Genomic DNA, 17665 nt, shown 5'->3' with positions numbered 1-17665 from the left:
ATTATAATTAGTCCGTCTTATAGCGATGATTGTACTGGTCAACCCAAATTGGACACATTTAGTTGAGAATTTTCAAACTCTATGGGTGACAAATCACCATTGGCAGAATGCAGTCGCTCTATGTTGTAATACTTCATATAAGCCGCCACATCTTGTTTCATAAATTCCCTCGTTGGCTGACTCACCTTAAAAAGCCAATCGTGTTTCAAGCTACCAAAGAAGCGTTCTACAACAGCATTATCCCAACAAGCGCCCACATCGCCCATACTGGCTCGGATACTATAGCTCGATAACAGCTTACGATATCGTTTGCTGGTATACTGTGAACCGCGATCACTGTGAAATACAAGACCTTTAGGCGGTTGGCGCAAGTTATAGGCTTTCATTAATGCTTTGCACACCAAATCGGTTGTCATCCGTTTATCGATATGCCAGCCAACAATTCGACGAGAGTATAAATCCATCACCACGGCCAAATACACCCAACCTTCACCTGTCTTTAAGTAAGTCACATCGCCAGCCCAAACCTGGTTGGCTGCAGTGAGGTTAAAGTTCTGGTTTAACCAGTTATCAGCGCATGCTTACGCTTCGTTGTGACCTTGTAAGCCTCACGTTGTGTAACTTTTAGGTGTAACCGATGCATGATGTTGCGAACTTGGTAGCGACCCATTTGATAGCCTTTTTTACCTAACCCGCAAAAGTTGTGTCAAGCTTACTAACCTTTCATCCTCAACAATTGATCAAAAGATTTGCCGTTTAATGCTCATTGAATATCAATTGTATGTCAATGTACACCGATGGCAAACAACGGTTGGATAGCTCTTGTTGAACTGTTTGCCGCATGGAAGCGGCAACCAAACCTCCAAGGAGGGATTCATGGCGTGTTCGACAAGAGTTATTCAATCGTTGTCTAACAGCTCTTTAGCAAAATAGCCTTTTACAAAAATACCACTAAAAAAGCATTGATCTAGCTGCTTATTTTTTATTTTTCAGCCATACTCAGTAGCATTATTAAGAACGACTTGCTCGCTATCTTTTATTCTTTACTCGATGAATTTAGCTACTATACCCTTCACGAATCATTTTTAGGGGTTGTTGAAAGCATAATGTACTAGCATATTAACTGGCTCAATTTCCTCTCTCTTTTAATGTAAAGGATTTAATATTACAAGAAAAAAGTAGCCACTCAGGAATAAGGGAGTTTAGGAACTAACACTAATAACATCCTAGAAAAAGCTACAAATACAATGCATAATGCCCAGTATAAAGCATATTGAACTATCTTTGACCTACACTAAGAAGAGTAAATTATTACTATGCGTGTTGCCCCAACAATCCTAATCGCTCTTTATCTCTGTCTCAGTATCGCTCCCACACAGGCCAGTGAGTGCTTTTCACCATCCCCCCTAAAAAAGAAGTCAGGTCAAACCTTTGAAGAGATAAAGCCCGTTAAACTAACAAACACACAGGCAAGCAGCATACGTAATATGTTTAAAAATTTACGTGGCAACTGGCGTGGTACTGCGACAGGGTTCTTTTGCTTGGGAACAGAGAAGAGTCCACGTCAAAAGGCGGATAACTTTACCATAAAAGCTGAAATTGATGTATTCAGCCAGCAAGATATTGTAATTACCGCTGATATGGACGCTATCGAACAGCGTAAACAACGTACAGAAATATTCCGCCTTTTCTCCAGTAACGGCTTTTTACGTTTAAACAAAAACCGCATTGCAGGAGACGTAAAGGTTAAGACCATCAGTCAAAACGAGATTTCCTTTGTTCAATATAGCCAAATCAAGATCAACTCAAAAGGCCCTTCGACTACAACTGATGTAAAAGGTACTGTTAATAAAAGTGGCGGTATTGCAAGAAGAGAAATTATAACAACCATCAAACACTCATATAAAGCTTTGCGCATTGAGTACAAAGTATATTCAAACGGCGTACTAAGCTCTACCAGTACATGGAGTCTGAAGAAACGCTAGCTTGCCCTTTTATGAACAAAAATAGTAATAATCAATAGATCTATACTGCACAATCAACTTAAACTATAACTCAATTGCGTTTGCCTTTTATCAGTATTTGTTATACATTAGCGCGCCGTTGCCCGGTGTCATTGGGCAACGCTTCTGGTGAGGTGTCCGAGTGGCTGAAGGAGCACGCCTGGAAAGTGTGTATACGTTAACAGCGTATCGAGGGTTCGAATCCCTCCCTCACCGCCAAATCTATTGTTTCGATAGCTGTGCTCCCCGACAATTCCCCATATCACTTTTTAATCCTTGTTTTGCAATTGCCCAGCGCACTAATGCGTCTTAAAACTTTGAGTAATCTGCTGTAAGGTAGACTTGTTAGTATTCATTCGTGATTTCAGCGTCCAGCTGACAAGTTGAAAATATTCCTCATCACTTTGCGCAACAACGAAATAGTAATAGATATTAACCCTTTGAGCCTGCCCGATAATTTCGTAGCTAAAAGCAGGTTGCCCATTTATCTCCAAGCTTGTTGGGCCGGAAATTAGCTCTGATTGCTCTAAGTTCGTTAGAATAATTTCCGAAACTTGTTTGCCATACTTTCCAATATCAACATTCTCAGCAAAATCTGCTTTGGATTCTGCCAAAATCACCAAGTAATTTTCATCTCTTAAGTGAGCCACCTGTAAAACAGCCTCTTCATGGAGCTGCTCTATCATATTCCAGCGTGAAGGAACCTTTACAGATAAACGCCCATCTGCTGAATCAACTTGTTTCACACCACCCACTGACTCACTGGATGAACGACATGCTATTGGGCGATATTTCGCTAGTAAACTCCCTCCGGAACAATCCCATTCAACTCGCCCATTCACAAGTGTAGGGCGAAAGGTAATTGTCTGCCCAGGCTGATGCGTAATTTCCTTATGAAATTGAATTGTTAATAGCCCACCTTTTGATACACGAACAGATGATACAATTTCATTACTCATGGTCTCAGGCAAGCCTGCTTGGGCATTACTTTCTGGAAAGATATTATTCGCTTGAATAAACAGAGAGAGTTGTTCTTTCGCTTGCTCAGAAAAACTAAGCCCTTCACCAATTTTGGCACGTATTACATAGTCTTGATATGATGGAATCGCAATAGAAGCTAGTATCCCAGCGAGCATAATAAAGGCAATTATACCCACTATTATTGCAACGATAGGGGTAGTTGGGGGCACATTTCCATAACGACGTAACCAGCTCACTTTGGGCGTGCATAAAAATACAATACCCTCAATAATTGAAATAATGAGAGAAAGGCCCGTTAAGAACAGTAAGATGTAAAATACTCCCCACCATTGACCTAAATAAAAACGGTGAACACCTAAAAACCCCAAAAAAATAGCCAGAAAACCAGCAATATATTTATTTTTCGGACTACCAATAACTTGCCCTACGCCACAAGCAGAACAAAAAGTTGCTTCTGCACTAATTTGAGCACCACAGTGGCGACAAAAAACTCGACGACTAATATCAACATCAACCTGTGGTGAGCGGTAAACATTACTGGTCTCAGGTTGGGCTTCATCTGGCTGACGGGTAGGCTCTGACGACTTGTCTGTAGTTTCTTTCGCAACAAGACTTAATGATGACTCAATAGGTGGGGCTTCTTCTTTAATGGATACCATAAAGCCTGTTTGACTAAGGCTATCACTATATTTTTGGGCCGCTTCCTTATCCAATTTACGCTTAATAACAACTTCTTGTTTTGCTAGCAATCGCTCAAGCGTCTGCTTATCCAATTTAAGCATACCCGCCAATTTGACTTTTGCAGCAGCTTCATCAACGCCAGGGTAACACTTATTCAACAATACAAGAGAGTAAAGTGCATGCATAACACAACACTACCCACAATAAATAAAATTGTGCGATGAGTATAGCATACTCATTCAAGTGCTATCTGGATTATCCCCCTCCCTCATTGGAAGCTGTCACAAAACTATACTGCGCATGCAACCACTGCGTTCACTACCATTAAGCGCCTATAAATAAAGAATATCACAATGGTTCTCTAGAGACATAAATGAACGCTTATTAATCATCTTCTAGCCATTACACAATGGTAATCGCCAGAAGACTGTTTCAAGTTAAAACCGTTTTATTCTTTAACAGTAATCGTTATTTTCTCTGAAATAATGGGTTTATCATGAGGAATGTGTAAATAATTTCCCATTAGTAATTGTAATGTGTGTTTTCCTGGTTTTAACGTTATCGTTGTTTCTGTTTGCCCACCGCCAAAGTGTTTAATATGATCATTCGCAGGTAATGGCAGCTTTATATCAGGCAATGTATCAACATCAATCAACAGGTGGTGATGTCCTGTACCCTCTTTTTTTATACCTGCAGGTGCAACGCCCATACCTTGTAACCCAAACTTGACCGTCACTGTTTTTGATACGGTTTCGCCATCCTGAGGACTAATAAAATACACTTTTGCACCCTCAGGTGCTTTTGAAATTAAACTTTCTGTGCTAGCCGTTGCTGTCAATGAAAGCAATCCCATCGCTAAACCAAATATAACTTTCTTTGAATTGATAGTCAGACGCATAATGTTCACCATATTGTTAAAGTATACCCTTCACGAATCATTTTTATGTGCACTATGAATAGCGCACATAAAAACCCTTCTTTTGGGTATAGTTTTTATAATTGTTAAGTAATAAGTGCCTTTATAGAGGTACTCTCAATATTATTTTAAAATTATTATTCGTTGATAATGCAAGCATTTATAATTACACCAGCTCCTTCACTGAAGTTGCTCCGCAAAGGGTATACAACCACAAAAAAGAATATTGACGCACTAACAGCCACTAAAAATCACATACTTTTTTTCAGGATATATCCTGCCCTGCTTTAGGGATATTCTGTAAAAACTTTCTGTAAAAGTAACATGACATATGACATACTCACAATATTAAACTTTAAGGTTTACCCTTCACGAATGGTTTCTAGGTTTTGTTATCTTCACTCCTCACCCCAATCACCTATTAATATAGGCTCATGGGGTTTCGTCACTCGATGGCCGCACCTAAAAACCATTCGCATTGGGCATATAATACCTCTATATCAATCCACACTAAAAAATACATTTGTTTTTTTATGTAAAAAGGCAGCTAATGCTGCCTTTTTAGTGACCCAGTATACGTTAGTATCTTACTAACTTTCTACCAAGCCACATCGTGCAATATCAGTCAGCTCTCTATTTGCCACCGTAAACATCGCAAGCTCAGAAGCACCCTGACTATGTAAATCATCCAGCATAGAGTCCCAACGTTTGACTAAAACTTCATTAACATCTACCCAACGTTGTATTAACACAGGAATATCAACAGCCTCAATATCAGCCTCTTTAACCGAGGTATCTGTTAACAGCGCACTCACTGTCAATGCCCGCTGTAAAGAGTACAGCTCATCGCGGATACTTTCCCGGGCTAACGATTGCCAGTGATTATCCGCAGGTAATTTACCAAGTTCTTGTGTAAACCAGTTTAAGTGTAAACGTTCAGCCATAGCAAAATAAACACGTGCGACTAATGGTAAGGGACATCCAGTTTGATCTGCCGCCTGAATAATCGCTAAACCACTCACCACATGACGAAAACCAACAACAACCCCCGCTAGCACATCAGGAACACCCTGATTTATCAGCTCGTCTGTTTCAGTTTGCCAGCGTTGACATGTTTCTTCATTAAGCAATGTTGGAAACACTTCAATAAACTCGCGCATACGAGGCCCATAGTGAGCAACACAGATACTGGGTGACAGGTCTGCTCGATGATTACGAATAAACCAACGCGATGCACGCCGTAACAGACGTATTAAATTCTGCATCATTTGCAACTGAAGTGCTGCGGCCACATGATTATCTAAAGCCTCAATTTGTTGCCAATAATCACTGACAGCAAAAACATCTCGGGCAATCACAAACGCTTGAGCAATTTCAGCCGCATCGCCTCCGGTTGACAACTGCATACGGTGAACAAAGGTAATACCCATCATGTTAATTAAATGATTCGCTAATTGCGTTGCGACAATTTCGCGATGAAGCCGGTGTTTGGGAATTTCCTCGCCAAAGCGCTCAGCAAGCACAGCCGGAAAAGCAGTAAGCGCTTCTTGTGCTAAATAGGGATCATCAGGCACCTTAGAACTTACCAGTGCATTTTTCAAATCAGACTTACTATAAGAAATCAATACTGATAATTCCGGGCGGGTTAAACCTTGGTGCTGTGCTATTCGCTCTGCAAGCGTATCATCATCCGGTAAGTACTCAATACGACGATTGAGTTTTCCTTGCGCCTCCAAGTGATGAATAAAACGCTGATACTCATCTATTTTCTGTTGCGCTTGCCATGCCTCAAGAGAGATAGCCTGCACTTGTCGATAATTATTTAGCAACACCAACTCAGCCACAGCATCAGTCATGGTTTCCAGCAACTGATTTCGCTGTTTAATGGTCATATCCCCGTTAGCAACAATACTGTTTAGCAAAATTTTGATATTGACCTCATGGTCTGAGCAATCCACGCCACCCGCATTATCTATAAAGTCTGTATTAATGGCTCCCTTATTAAGTGCAAACTCCACTCGACCAAGTTGCGTCACCCCCAAGTTTCCACCTTCCCCCACTACACGGCAACGCAGATCTATACCATTAATACGTAGCGAATCATTGGCTCTATCCCCTACCTGATTATGCGTCTCCCGTTGGGCTTTAATATATGTACCGATACCCCCATTCCAAATCAAATCAACAGGCGACTTTAACAAGGCGTGAATTAACTCATTTGGTGTTAATCTAGGTGCGTGTATACCAAATCGTTGCTTCATCTCAGGAGAAATAAGGATCGATTTTGCATCTCTGGAAAAAATACCACCCCCACTAGAAATCAGCTCCTGATCATAATCCATCCAGCTTGAGCGAGGTAACTTAAATAACCGTTGACGCTCAACAAATGACGCGGCTACATCTGGATTTGGGTCAACAAAAATATGCTGGTGGTTAAATGCAGCCACCACCGCAATTTGTTTTGATAACAACATACCATTGCCAAATACATCACCAGCCATATCACCAATACCAAGAACAGAAACAGTCTCTTGCTGGACATCGATACCTTGCTCTCGGAAATGACGCTGAACTGACACCCACGCTCCACGCGCGGTAATTCCCATTTTTTTGTGGTCATAACCTACACTGCCACCTGAAGCAAAAGCATCGCCTAGCCAAAATTGATACTCTTGAGCAATTTCATTGGCAATATCAGAAAAAGTCGCGGTGCCTTTATCCGCAGCGACAACCAAATAAGAGTCTTCATCATCATAACACACCACCTGTGGTGGTTTAGTGAGTTCATTTGCAAGCAAATTATCAGTTAAATCCAATAACCCACGAATAAAGAGCTGGTAGCAGGCAATTCCTTCGCTCATAATCGCCTCTCGATCGCCAGTGGGTAACCGTTTAGGCACAAAGCCGCCTTTTGCACCCACGGGCACAATAACGGCATTTTTTACCTGTTGCGCCTTTACTAGTCCTAACACTTCAGTACGGTAATCTTCTAGCCGATCTGACCAACGTAACCCACCTCGGGCAACTTTTCCGCCCCTCAGATGAACACCTTCTACCCGAGGAGAGTACACAAATATTTCGTATTTAGGATGAGGCAGAGGCATTTCAGGAATACGCGTTGGATCAAATTTAAATGAAATATACGCCTTAGGCTGTTTACTGGTATTCGACGAATTTGAATCCACCGACTGAAAAAAATTAGTCCGTAATGTTGCACTGATAACATCAACATAGCGACGTAATGTGCGGTCCTGGTTTAATACATTAACCTCATCCAATGCCGCATCAATTTGGTATTCAATCGACTGCTGCTGTTGTTGTCGGTGTGCAATTGTTCCCTCGAATTCTGGATTAAAACGAATATTAAACAGTTCAACCAACAGCTTAGTGATGACAATGTTTTGAATTAATGTCGACTCAATATAAGGTTGGCTCAAGCTGAATCGAATCTGTTTTAAGTAGCGTGCATAGCCACGCAACATCGCCACTTGACGCCAGTTTAACTGTGCCCCAAGTATCAACCGATTAAAACCATCATTCTCTGCTCGACCAAACCATATTTCACGAAAAGCTTCCTGAAAAATACGATTAACCTGCTGAAAATTGATGGTTTGTTGGCTGTTACCTGGCTGCTCAAGCGCATACTCCAGAGTAAAATCATGGGTCCAGAAAATTTCCCCTGATTTTTTACGAATTTTATAAGGGTGTTCACTCACCACCCTTAAACCTAAATTCTCAATAATCGGTATTAAATCAGACAGCGGTAAAGGTTGAAAATAGTGATAAACCTTAAAGTGCAGTGTGGTTTCAACATCATCAATAGACTGATAAAAGCTGATTTCAAGAGGCTCATCAATACTTAAAGACTCAAGGTGCCCAATATCAACAACCGCCGTACGGGGTGAAAAAACATCACAATAGCCAGCAGGAAATCCATCAGCATACTGCGCAATAAGGTGATTGCCTAACACCTCACCTTTTGCTTCAAGCAGTGTGTCTCGAAATTCATCCTCCCATGAATACGCAACTTGTATTATTTCATTTGTCAAAGTTTGCAAGTTATAATCATGCTCGTGATCAGGGTTGACGCGTAAAATAAAGTGTACACGTGCTAAGACCGACTCAGAGAAATAAGTGGTAAACTCTGCATCCTGTACATTTAATCGATCTTCCAGAATTTGTTGCATTTTTATCCGCAACCGTGTGGTGTACACATCCCGAGGAATATACACTAAGCATGAATAAAACAGTTTATTCTTATCCTGTCGAATAAACAGCCGGATTTGCCGCCGTTCCTGAATTTGTAAAATGCCTAATGCCGTGTGGTATAGCTCATCAAATGACATTTGAAACAGCTCTTCTCTCGGCAACACCTGAAGTACTTGATTAAGCTCTTTACCATGATGTGATTTAGGATGAATACGAGACCTAGCAATAACCTGCTTTACTTTTTTACGTAATAAAGGGATATGGTGTGGACTTTGGTGATAAACAGGTGAAGTATAAAGGCCAAGAATTCTAGCCTCACCAACAACGTCGCCATGCTCATTTAACTGCTTAATCGAAATATAATCGGGGTACGCAGGCCGGTGAACCGTTGACCGCTCTCCAGCTTTTGCAAAACTAACGATTGATTCATTATCGTAAAAATCACAGTCCACTTGCGAGGATAACCTTCCAGATTTGAGTAGACCATAAGTCATCCCTTTTACTGGTTTAATGGTTTTTCGCTGTCCTTTTTGCTCAACCTTTAATTCTTCGTAACCTAAAAACGTGAAATTATCTTTAATTAACCACTGTAGAAATGCTTTGATCTCTTCAATCTCATCGTGTTCCCCCACAGGCCATTGAGTAATTTGTTCAGCCAAGGCCACTACCCGCTTCGTAATAGCTTTATGATCCATCACCACCAGACGAACATCCGATAAAACTGCCGTTATTTCTTGCTGTAATGCTTCTAGTTCGTACTGACTATCCAGCCGATCAATCTCAAGGTAAAGTAGCGCCTCTTTATGTTTAACCGTATCCGTTGTGTTTTTTCCAGACAGCACTAAGTGGTGCGAGGCATCACGCAGATGATTGAAAACACTGTTTTGTAGATAGTGTATCGTTGACCCTCGCTGATTTAATGTCATCCGCACCGAGTCAACAATAAAAGGCAAATCCTGATGCAATATTTGAATAATTGTATGCGTGGAGTGCCAGCCATGATGCTCATACTCAGGGTTTATAACCGTTATCTTTGGTTGAGCGGGATCATGATACCGGATATAACGCCATAGTGATAATGTACTTCCTATAACATCACTTTTACTAAGCCGAGCGAGGTCTTCAAAGGCCGTGACAGAAAAAAACTGCTGAGTAAAAGCCCCAAGTGGCTCATACTGCTCTTTAGGCACATGAGACTCTAGCTCATTGACTAGTTTGGCCAGGAAGTCCGCTTTGTTATCCGCCGCTATATAGCCCATACCACTCACTCCAAGAGAAGCTAAACACTACACAAGGTAGCTAAAAAATTAATAACTGGTGTGCAAGGGATAACGTAGTATGCTTCAAAAGGTATTGTTGGCGCAGTCACCCAAGCCAGCAGCTTTTTCTAATTAGTCTCAAAATTATAGGGGAACTTTCAAAAGCCTCTTAAGTCGTATTTTCCGAATACAGCCCGCTGTATAAATGTGTAAAGGGAAAAAAACCAATGTTTAGTCCTATTGAAAAACCATAGCATAACCCCCATAGCTAGCAGGACTAAACACTAAAACATAATTCATTACCGGACACTCTGTGTTGGCATGATGTGTCGTATGAGTTTTACAAAGAGAAAGGTGTATGAGTCATCGAGCTGCCATAAATGCATTACGTGATTATCTGGCTACGGTCATTATTGGGCAACAACATCTCATTGAACGCCTGCTTATTGCCTTACTGGCGGATGGCCATTTACTCGTAGAAGGTGCTCCAGGCTTAGCCAAAACCAAAGCCATCAAAATGCTAGCCCATGGGCTTGAGGCGAATTTTCACCGTATTCAGTTTACACCTGATCTACTCCCAGCCGATGTGACGGGTACGGATATCTACCGCCCTGAAAATGGTACCTTCCAGTTTCAACAAGGCCCTATATTCCATAATCTTGTCCTCGCGGATGAAATCAACCGAGCCCCCGCAAAAGTTCAGTCTGCCTTGTTAGAAGCTATGGCTGAACGGCAAGTGAGTGTTGGTAAACAGACCTATTCACTGCCTGAACTGTTTTTGGTGATGGCAACTCAAAACCCTATTGAGCAGGAAGGGACATACCCATTACCCGAAGCGCAACTTGATCGCTTTTTATTGCATGTTCTTATTGATTACCCTGATGCAGCCGCTGAGCGACAAATCTTGCAACTAGTGCGCGGGGAAGCCAAAAGCCATACCCCAGCGCCACCCTCTGAGCCTGTATCTCAAGCAACTATTTTTGCTGTACGCCAGGAAATACTTGATTTACATATGGCTGACAGCGTTATCGAGTATATTGTGCAGCTTATACAAGCCAGCCGCCATCCAGGCCAATATGACCAGCAGCTAGCCGGTTGGATTGAGTATGGCGCCAGCCCTCGCGGCACCATAGCCCTTGATAGGTGTGCCCGGACTTACGCTTGGCTACAGGGCAAAGATTTTGTCAGCCCTGATGACGTGCAAGCCGTTGTCCATGATGTATTACGCCATCGCCTTTTACTTTCGTTTGAAGCAGAAGCTGAAGGTATTCGTCCGCAACAAGTCATAGACACATTAATTTCTGTGGTGCCAATAGCCTAATTAATATGACTTATCGAGCCTATTCATCACTAGATGACTTAATTCAGCTGCGCCTTCATTCTAAGGAGCTAAGCCTGTTTCGACCACGCATTGCCAAAAGTGCATTGAGTGGACAATACCGCTCCAGTCGTAAAGGACGGGGTATTGAATTTGCCGAAGTACGAGTCTATCAGCCTGGTGACGATGTACGCACAATCGACTGGCGAGTGACTGCCCGCAGCCAAGAGCCACATACCAAAGTATTTCAGGAAGAACGAGAACGCCCAGTATTTATTCTGGTAGATCAGAGCCAGTCACTGTTTTTTGGTAGTCAAGGTGACTTTAAGTCAGTGATTGCTGCAGAAGCTGGCTCAGCGCTGGCATGGGCAGCCTTGGCCAATAGCGATCGGGTGGGTGGTATCGTTTTTTCTGAGAAAAACCATCAAGAAATCAAACCCCGGCGTCAAAAGAAAATTGTACTGCAGTTGTTACATAATATACATGCGTATAATCATGCGCTTAGTATGACGACACAGCCTACGCCCCCCTCTACCACCTACTTTGCTGACGTGCTGGGTCATGCTTGCCGACTGATAAAACCGGGTTCAACTGTCGCTATCTTTAGTGATTTTTTACGCTTTTCTGAACGTGCACGTCAGTATTTATCGCGGCTTGCCAGTCATAATGATGTGCTCATGTTTCATATTCAGGACCCTCTGGAGAGTCAATTACCACCACCAGGTTACTATACCTTTACTGATGGTCAACGACGTTGCTCAATCAATACTCAGCAAAGGCAATTGCGTCAACGCTTTGCTGAACAAGCTCAACAGCATCAGCAAACCTTAATTTCATTTTGCCGTCGCTACCGGATGGCATTTCACCCCCTGACAACTCAACAGCCAGCCATTGATCAACTAAAACAGGTATTTCATTCACCCTGGAGTAAACGTGTTGTATGAATGCCCTCAATCCTCAGCTAACACAAGCCCTGTCCGAGTTAAAGCCTATTCATGAGCCTCCGCCCATCAGTTGGTGGCCTCTGTCACCAGGCTGGTGGATATTAGCGGTAATGGCGATTGCTGTTATTATTTTTTGTGGTTGGCATCTGTTTCGGTATTGGCAGCGTTTCCAACATAAGCGGCGCCTCTTGGCTGAGCTTGATCAAATTTGGCAGCACTATCAACAGCATCAAGCCACAAGCACCTATTTGCACCAGGCTAACCAGTATTTAAAACAAACCCTGCTACAAACACAGTCACGTGCGAATATAGCCTCACTCAGTGGCCAGCAGTGGCTACAAATCCTTGATCAGGCAAGTCACTCCAAAGCCTTTACAGAAGGTGTTGGTCAAGCCCTTGGAGTGACAAGCTATCAACCTAACCCACTCTGCAATACTGAACACTTGCATGCGCTGTTAATTAACTGGACCAAAAAAGCATCATGGTTGAATTACACTGGCCCTGGATATTAATTTTATTGCCATTGCCTTGGCTTTGTTATCAGCTATTCCGACCAGCTCCCCGGGAGGAATCAGCATTACATGTACCTTTTTACCGAACGATTACCCAGCTAACAGATAGCTCATCTTCATCAACAACAGTAAGACGACGCTGGTCGTTGTTTTTTCTCATACTGATTTGGATAGCTTTACTTTTGGCGGCAAGTCAGCCTCGTTGGGTTGGAGAGCCTGTCCCCATATCAAGCAATGCACGAGACCTTATGCTTGCTATCGATTTATCTCGAAGTATGGAAATAAGAGACCTCACCCTCAATGGCCAACATGTTGACCGACTGACAGTTGTTCAGTCCGTACTGGATGACTTTTTAACCCGCCGTAAAGGGGACCGCTTAGGACTTATCCTGTTTGGTTCCCAAGCTTATTTACAAGCCCCGCTAACCTTTGATCAAGACACATTACGTATTCTACTGGAAGAGTCTTTTATCGGTATGGCCGGCAGCTATACCGCCATTGGTGATGCCATTGGCTTGTCCATTAAACAGTTAAGAAAACGCCCTGCTGAAAGTCGGATACTGATTTTACTGACTGATGGTAATAATAGTGCAGGCCAGGTCAAACCTTTGCAGGCTGCTAAGCTAGCCGCTAAAGAAAATATTAAAATCTATACCATTGGTGTAGGCGCTGAGGAAATGATTCAGCCAGGCATTTTAGGTTCTCCTCTGGGCCGAAGAAAAGTAAACCCTTCAAGTGACTTAGATGAAAAAACACTAAAAACCATTGCTGAAAAAACAGGCGGTCGCTACTTTCGCGCTAAAAACACAGAACAGCTTGAAGACATCTATCAACAACTGGATAAACTCGAACCCGTTGAACAAGAGGCGCAATTATTCCGCCCAATTAAAGTACTGCACTACTGGCCATTGGGCTTTGCCTTGTTAATTAGTTTGCTTTGGGCAGGATTTATCCTTGCCCAATCCAGTCAGCGGTGGTCAATGAGGAAGTCTTAAATGGATATATTGACCCACTTTCACTTTTTACGTCCAGGCTGGCTATTACTGCTCATTGCACTGATTCCACTGGCCATTGCATTATGGTATGTCAAACAGCAACGTGGTACCTGGCAGCAAGTCATTGCCCCAGAATTGCTACCCTACTTAGTAGGTCAACAATCACAACACTTCCAACATCGCTGGCCACTTATTGCTTTATTTTTTGGCTGGTTTCTTGCCACCATTGCACTGGCCGGCCCAAGCTGGAAGCAAATCAGTGTCCCTGTTCACCGAAGTGAAACACCACTGGTTATTGTGGTTGACCAAACGCTTTCGATGTATGCCGAAGATGTTAAGCCCAGTCGATTGGTAGCCACCAAACGAAAACTCCAAGACCTTTTCAAGCTTCGAACAGAAGGGCTCACTGGACTTGTCGCCTATTCAGGAGATGCCTTTGTCGTCAGTCCACTCACAGAAGATACTAAAACTGTCGCCAATCTCACTAAAGCGCTTCAGCCCGAAATCATGCCAAGTGTCGGCAATAATGTAGTTGCTGGCATCAAACAAGGACTGAGCTTGTTACAACAAGGAAGCAAAGGCCAAGGGCACCTGTTATTAATGACTGATGGTATTACTAAGCAAGCCTTAAAAGATATCAGTCAGCTGCTAGCTGATGAGCCTGTATCACTGAGTGTTATTGGTGTAGGTACTGATCAAGGTGCCCCCATCAAGCTTGGCAACCAGGGTTTATTAAAAGATGATAATGGTGCCATTATTATTGCCAAGCGAAACAGCAAAAGACTCGCACGTTTAGCCAATCAAAATCGTGGCACTTATAGTAACTTGACGCTGACTGACAATGATTTACACAATGTATTGCCTAATAATAATCGCACACAGCAGCGTCAGATTACTCAGCAAGGCTTCGACCAATGGCAAGACCAAGGAGTCTGGTTAACCCTTATGCTTCTGCCTATTGCGTTGCTTGCATTTCGTCGTGGATGGCTAGTCTCATTATTATTATGTTTTTATCTACCACTGCAATCTCCTTCTACACAGGCCGCTGCTTGGCAAGACTTGTGGCAAACCCCTGATCAGCAAGGCGCCAAAGCACTACAACAGAATAACCCTAAACAAGCACAAGCACTGTTCGAAGATCCTGCCTGGAAAGCCACAGCAGCCTATAAAAGCAAGGACTATAAAACAGCTGCCGAACTATTTGGCCAGCTTAATACCGCTACAGGCTTTTTCAATCAGGGCAATAGCCTGGCTAAACAAGGCCAGCTTAAGGAGGCTATTGATGCATATGAAAAAGCCTTAAAGCTTGAGCCAAAACATAATGATGCTCAACACAATAAAGCTTTGTTGGAAAAATTACTGCAAAAACAGCAACAGCAACAGCAACAGCAACAGCAACAGCAACAGCAACAGCAACAGCAACAGCAACAGCAACAGCAACAGCAACAGCAACAGCAACAGCAACAGCAACAGCAACAGCAACAGCAACAGCAACAGCAACAGCAACAGCAACAGCAACAAGAGAATTCATCATCCCAACAGCAGGGTCAATCCCAAGACCAAAAAAACGCTGGGCAACCATCACCCCAAATGGATAACCAGTCTGAAGCAAGTGAGTCCAATACCAGCTCACAGCCTAGTAACCAACAAACACAACAGAACCAATCGAATCACCAAGACAACTCACAAGAAAAAAACCCAAAAAAAGGTGAACAATCCAAAGCCGCTAAAGATAACCAACACACTGAGCCTGAAACCCAAAAGCAAGAAAATGAGCTAGCCAAAGGTAATGAAAAACCACAGCCCAGCTCGCCACAGCCTGATAATGCCAAGGGTGAAAAAAGCCAGGCTATTGCCCCTCAACATGCTGAAGCTGATGACGGGCAAACTGAAAATCAGCAAGCAGTAGAAGGCTGGCTTCGCCAAATTCCAGATGATCCTAGTGGCTTATTACGCCGTAAATTTTTGTACCAACAGCGCATGCGCAATCAACAGCAACAGGAAGATGACACGCTATGGTAAAACATGACTTCCCTTTCGTGTTTTGGTTATACCTTCGCTTATGCTTTTTGCTTTGCTGTGTCGGAGGAGTGACTCTACCTGCTTATGCGACACTGACGGCATCCGTTGATCGCACCACAATCAGTGAAAATGACACGGTAGAGTTAACGTTGCGAAGTGATAAGCAACAGTTTTTTAACGAACCAGATTTAACGCCTCTTAAAGAACATTTCAGTATCTTATCAACCCAGCAACGTAGCCAGTTTCAGTCAGTTAACGGTAAAAGCCAGGCCTGGACAGACTGGATTGTTACCATTAAACCTAAGCGCAGGGGTTATGTGATTATTCCCCCTATCACGTTAGATGGAGAACGTAGCCAACCTATCACTCTTGATGTCAAAAAAGGTAACGCAAATGTCAACAATGGCAATGTTGATGTTTTCATGGAGTCCAGACTGGATAAAGAAGAAGTTTTTGTTCAAGGGCAGGCTTTATTAACGGTACAGATATTTCATTCAGTCCCACTATACAGTGATCGTGAAATTTCAGAATTAGAGATTGCAGATGCTATTGTCAAACCGGTTGGAAAACCTCGCTCTTTTGACCGCATTATCAATGGCAAACGCTTCAGTGTGATTGAGCTACAATATGCGATCTTTCCGCAAAAAAGTGGTGAAATCACCATTCCTCAGCAAACCTTTACTGCCACAAAAGTTTTTCGCCAGCAGCCTTTTGACCGCTTTTTTAACAGCACGCTAGGTAAACCTGTCCAGGTCAATACGGCACCTATCAACTTAATGGTGCTCGCTGCACCAAGTGATTACCCTAAGCATCAACCCTGGCTACCTGCATCCGATATAACCCTAAAAGAAAAATGGAGTGGTGAACGTGAGCAACTACAGGTAGGTGACTCCATTACTCGAACAATCACCATTACGGCTGATGGAATGAGTGCTGCACAACTTCCACCCCTCCCCTCTTTAAATATGCCTGGACTAAAGACCTATCCTGATCAAACCAAAACTGAAAACCAGGCAACAGCTAATGGCATTGTTGGGCGTCGACAAGAGTCTGTTGCCCTAGTACCTACTAAGCCAGGCACATACAACTTGCCTGCTGTTAAATACACCTGGTTTGATACCGCACAACAGCGCACGAGAACAGCTAAGCTACCCGCAAGAACGCTTAAGGTGATTGCGGCCCCAGGTAGTCAAACCACCACCGAACAACCAGCAAGTACAAACCCTGCAACCTCAACGTCTACTCAAATAAATGACAGTAACACAGCCCAAAGCCAATTACCCAATGATCATTCGTCTCCTGACACTATTGATCAACCCCAAGCAACAGGCTGGATGTGGTTAAGTCTGTTATTTGCTTTGTTATGGATCTGTACACTTATCCTTTGGTGGTTTAAAGCCAAGGTTGCAGTTCGTAATATTGACAGCGCCTTAACCGTTAACCACAAAAACGACACAGAATCATCTGCATTCAAAGCACTAAAAAACGCCTGCCAACAACAGGACTACCCAACACTTTGTCAGAATTTTATAGCCTGGAGCCAACTGCATTTAAAAGCCCCACAGGCAGCAACTCTGGTGAACTGCTTACACCTTTGGCATGATGAAAAATTGAAGCAATTATTTAATCGTCTACAGCAATCACGCTATGGCAAAAGTCATTCAGCAGAAGATCCCAGTCAGCTTTATGACCAACTGCTCCTGCAAATAAAGCAGCTTAGGTCAAATCCCCCTCAACAAGAGGGTAATATTCTTCCCTCACTTTATCCTCAACCACAATAATTTCACCCCACAAAAAAAGGCACCATTAGGTGCCTTTTTTTGTG

Annotated in this window: 10 protein-coding genes, 1 tRNA gene and 1 pseudogene; 8 read left to right on the top strand and 4 right to left on the bottom strand. The window is 42.9% G+C overall.

Annotated elements, in window-relative coordinates; genetic code table 11:
• Positions 1-38 precede the first annotated feature (38 nt).
• Positions 39-691, bottom strand: a pseudogene (locus KHS79_RS10260) (IS3 family transposase); the annotation flags it as partial.
• Positions 692-1487: 796 nt separating this feature from the next.
• Between KHS79_RS10260 and KHS79_RS10255 the strand changes: the two are divergent.
• The gene (locus tag KHS79_RS10255) at positions 1488-1985 is read left to right on the top strand and encodes a hypothetical protein (protein ID WP_212718684.1); all 498 of its coding nucleotides are present in this window, start codon (positions 1488-1490) and stop codon (positions 1983-1985) included.
• A gap of 146 nt (positions 1986-2131) precedes the next feature.
• Positions 2132-2222, top strand: a tRNA-Ser gene (locus tag KHS79_RS10250).
• Between the two features lie 80 nt (positions 2223-2302).
• Here the strand turns inward: KHS79_RS10250 and KHS79_RS10245 are convergent.
• From KHS79_RS10245 to KHS79_RS10235, 3 genes are all read right to left on the bottom strand, one after another.
• A complete protein-coding gene (locus tag KHS79_RS10245) occupies positions 2303-3850 on the bottom strand; it encodes an NINE protein (protein WP_212718682.1) in 1548 nt (515 codons plus the stop codon).
• 263 nt (positions 3851-4113) lie between these two features.
• Complete coding sequence (locus KHS79_RS10240) at positions 4114-4563, bottom strand: DUF4399 domain-containing protein (protein WP_267910733.1); 450 nt, start codon at positions 4561-4563, stop codon at positions 4114-4116.
• Positions 4564-5171: 608 nt separating this feature from the next.
• Positions 5172-10049, bottom strand: coding sequence for an NAD-glutamate dehydrogenase (locus KHS79_RS10235; protein WP_212718680.1), 4878 nt, complete (start codon positions 10047-10049; stop codon positions 5172-5174).
• A 358-nt stretch (positions 10050-10407) separates the two neighbouring features.
• Between KHS79_RS10235 and KHS79_RS10230 the strand changes: the two genes are divergently transcribed.
• The 6 genes from KHS79_RS10230 to KHS79_RS10205 are packed head-to-tail and all read left to right on the top strand — an operon-like array spanning position 10408 to position 17621.
• Entirely contained in the window at positions 10408-11370 is a 963-nt protein-coding gene (locus tag KHS79_RS10230; RefSeq protein WP_027707921.1) for an AAA family ATPase, read from the top strand.
• A gap of 5 nt (positions 11371-11375) precedes the next feature.
• Positions 11376-12311 (top strand): DUF58 domain-containing protein, encoded by a 936-nt coding sequence (locus KHS79_RS10225; RefSeq protein ID WP_038290841.1) that lies wholly within the window; start codon positions 11376-11378, stop codon positions 12309-12311.
• Complete coding sequence (locus KHS79_RS10220; protein WP_212718678.1) at positions 12308-12823, top strand: DUF4381 domain-containing protein; 516 nt, start codon at positions 12308-12310, stop codon at positions 12821-12823. Before KHS79_RS10225 ends, KHS79_RS10220 begins: the two co-directional genes overlap by 4 nt.
• Positions 12793-13818 (top strand): vWA domain-containing protein, encoded by a 1026-nt coding sequence (locus KHS79_RS10215; protein ID WP_212718676.1) that lies wholly within the window; start codon positions 12793-12795, stop codon positions 13816-13818. The genes KHS79_RS10220 and KHS79_RS10215 overlap by 31 nt, the downstream gene beginning before the upstream one ends.
• Positions 13819-15840, top strand: a complete 2022-nt coding sequence (locus KHS79_RS10210) for a vWA domain-containing protein (protein WP_212718675.1) — start codon at positions 13819-13821, stop codon at positions 15838-15840.
• Positions 15834-17621: a BatD family protein gene (locus KHS79_RS10205; protein WP_212718674.1), complete on the top strand. Its 1788-nt coding sequence runs from the start codon at positions 15834-15836 to the stop codon at positions 17619-17621. The genes KHS79_RS10210 and KHS79_RS10205 overlap by 7 nt, the downstream gene beginning before the upstream one ends.
• Positions 17622-17665 lie beyond the last annotated feature (44 nt).

The sequence above is a fragment of the Zooshikella ganghwensis genome (genome assembly GCF_018263875.1).
GTDB lineage: Bacteria > Pseudomonadota > Gammaproteobacteria > Pseudomonadales > Zooshikellaceae > Zooshikella > Zooshikella ganghwensis.
Note: the sequence above shows the minus strand (reverse complement) of the source record. Positions and strands in the feature narration are given on the sequence as shown.

Coding starts and splice junctions, on each gene's coding strand:
- KHS79_RS10255 (WP_212718684.1), top strand. CDS start 1,488: ATGTTTAAAAATTTACGTGGCAACTGGCGTGGTACTGCGACAGGGTTC.
- KHS79_RS10245 (WP_212718682.1), bottom strand. CDS start 3,850: ATGCATGCACTTTACTCTCTTGTATTGTTGAATAAGTGTTACCCTGGC.
- KHS79_RS10240 (WP_267910733.1), bottom strand. CDS start 4,563: ATGCGTCTGACTATCAATTCAAAGAAAGTTATATTTGGTTTAGCGATG.
- KHS79_RS10235 (WP_212718680.1), bottom strand. CDS start 10,049: ATGGGCTATATAGCGGCGGATAACAAAGCGGACTTCCTGGCCAAACTA.
- KHS79_RS10230 (WP_027707921.1), top strand. CDS start 10,408: ATGAGTCATCGAGCTGCCATAAATGCATTACGTGATTATCTGGCTACG.
- KHS79_RS10225 (WP_038290841.1), top strand. CDS start 11,376: ATGACTTATCGAGCCTATTCATCACTAGATGACTTAATTCAGCTGCGC.
- KHS79_RS10220 (WP_212718678.1), top strand. CDS start 12,308: ATGAATGCCCTCAATCCTCAGCTAACACAAGCCCTGTCCGAGTTAAAG.
- KHS79_RS10215 (WP_212718676.1), top strand. CDS start 12,793: ATGGTTGAATTACACTGGCCCTGGATATTAATTTTATTGCCATTGCCT.
- KHS79_RS10210 (WP_212718675.1), top strand. CDS start 13,819: ATGGATATATTGACCCACTTTCACTTTTTACGTCCAGGCTGGCTATTA.
- KHS79_RS10205 (WP_212718674.1), top strand. CDS start 15,834: ATGGTAAAACATGACTTCCCTTTCGTGTTTTGGTTATACCTTCGCTTA.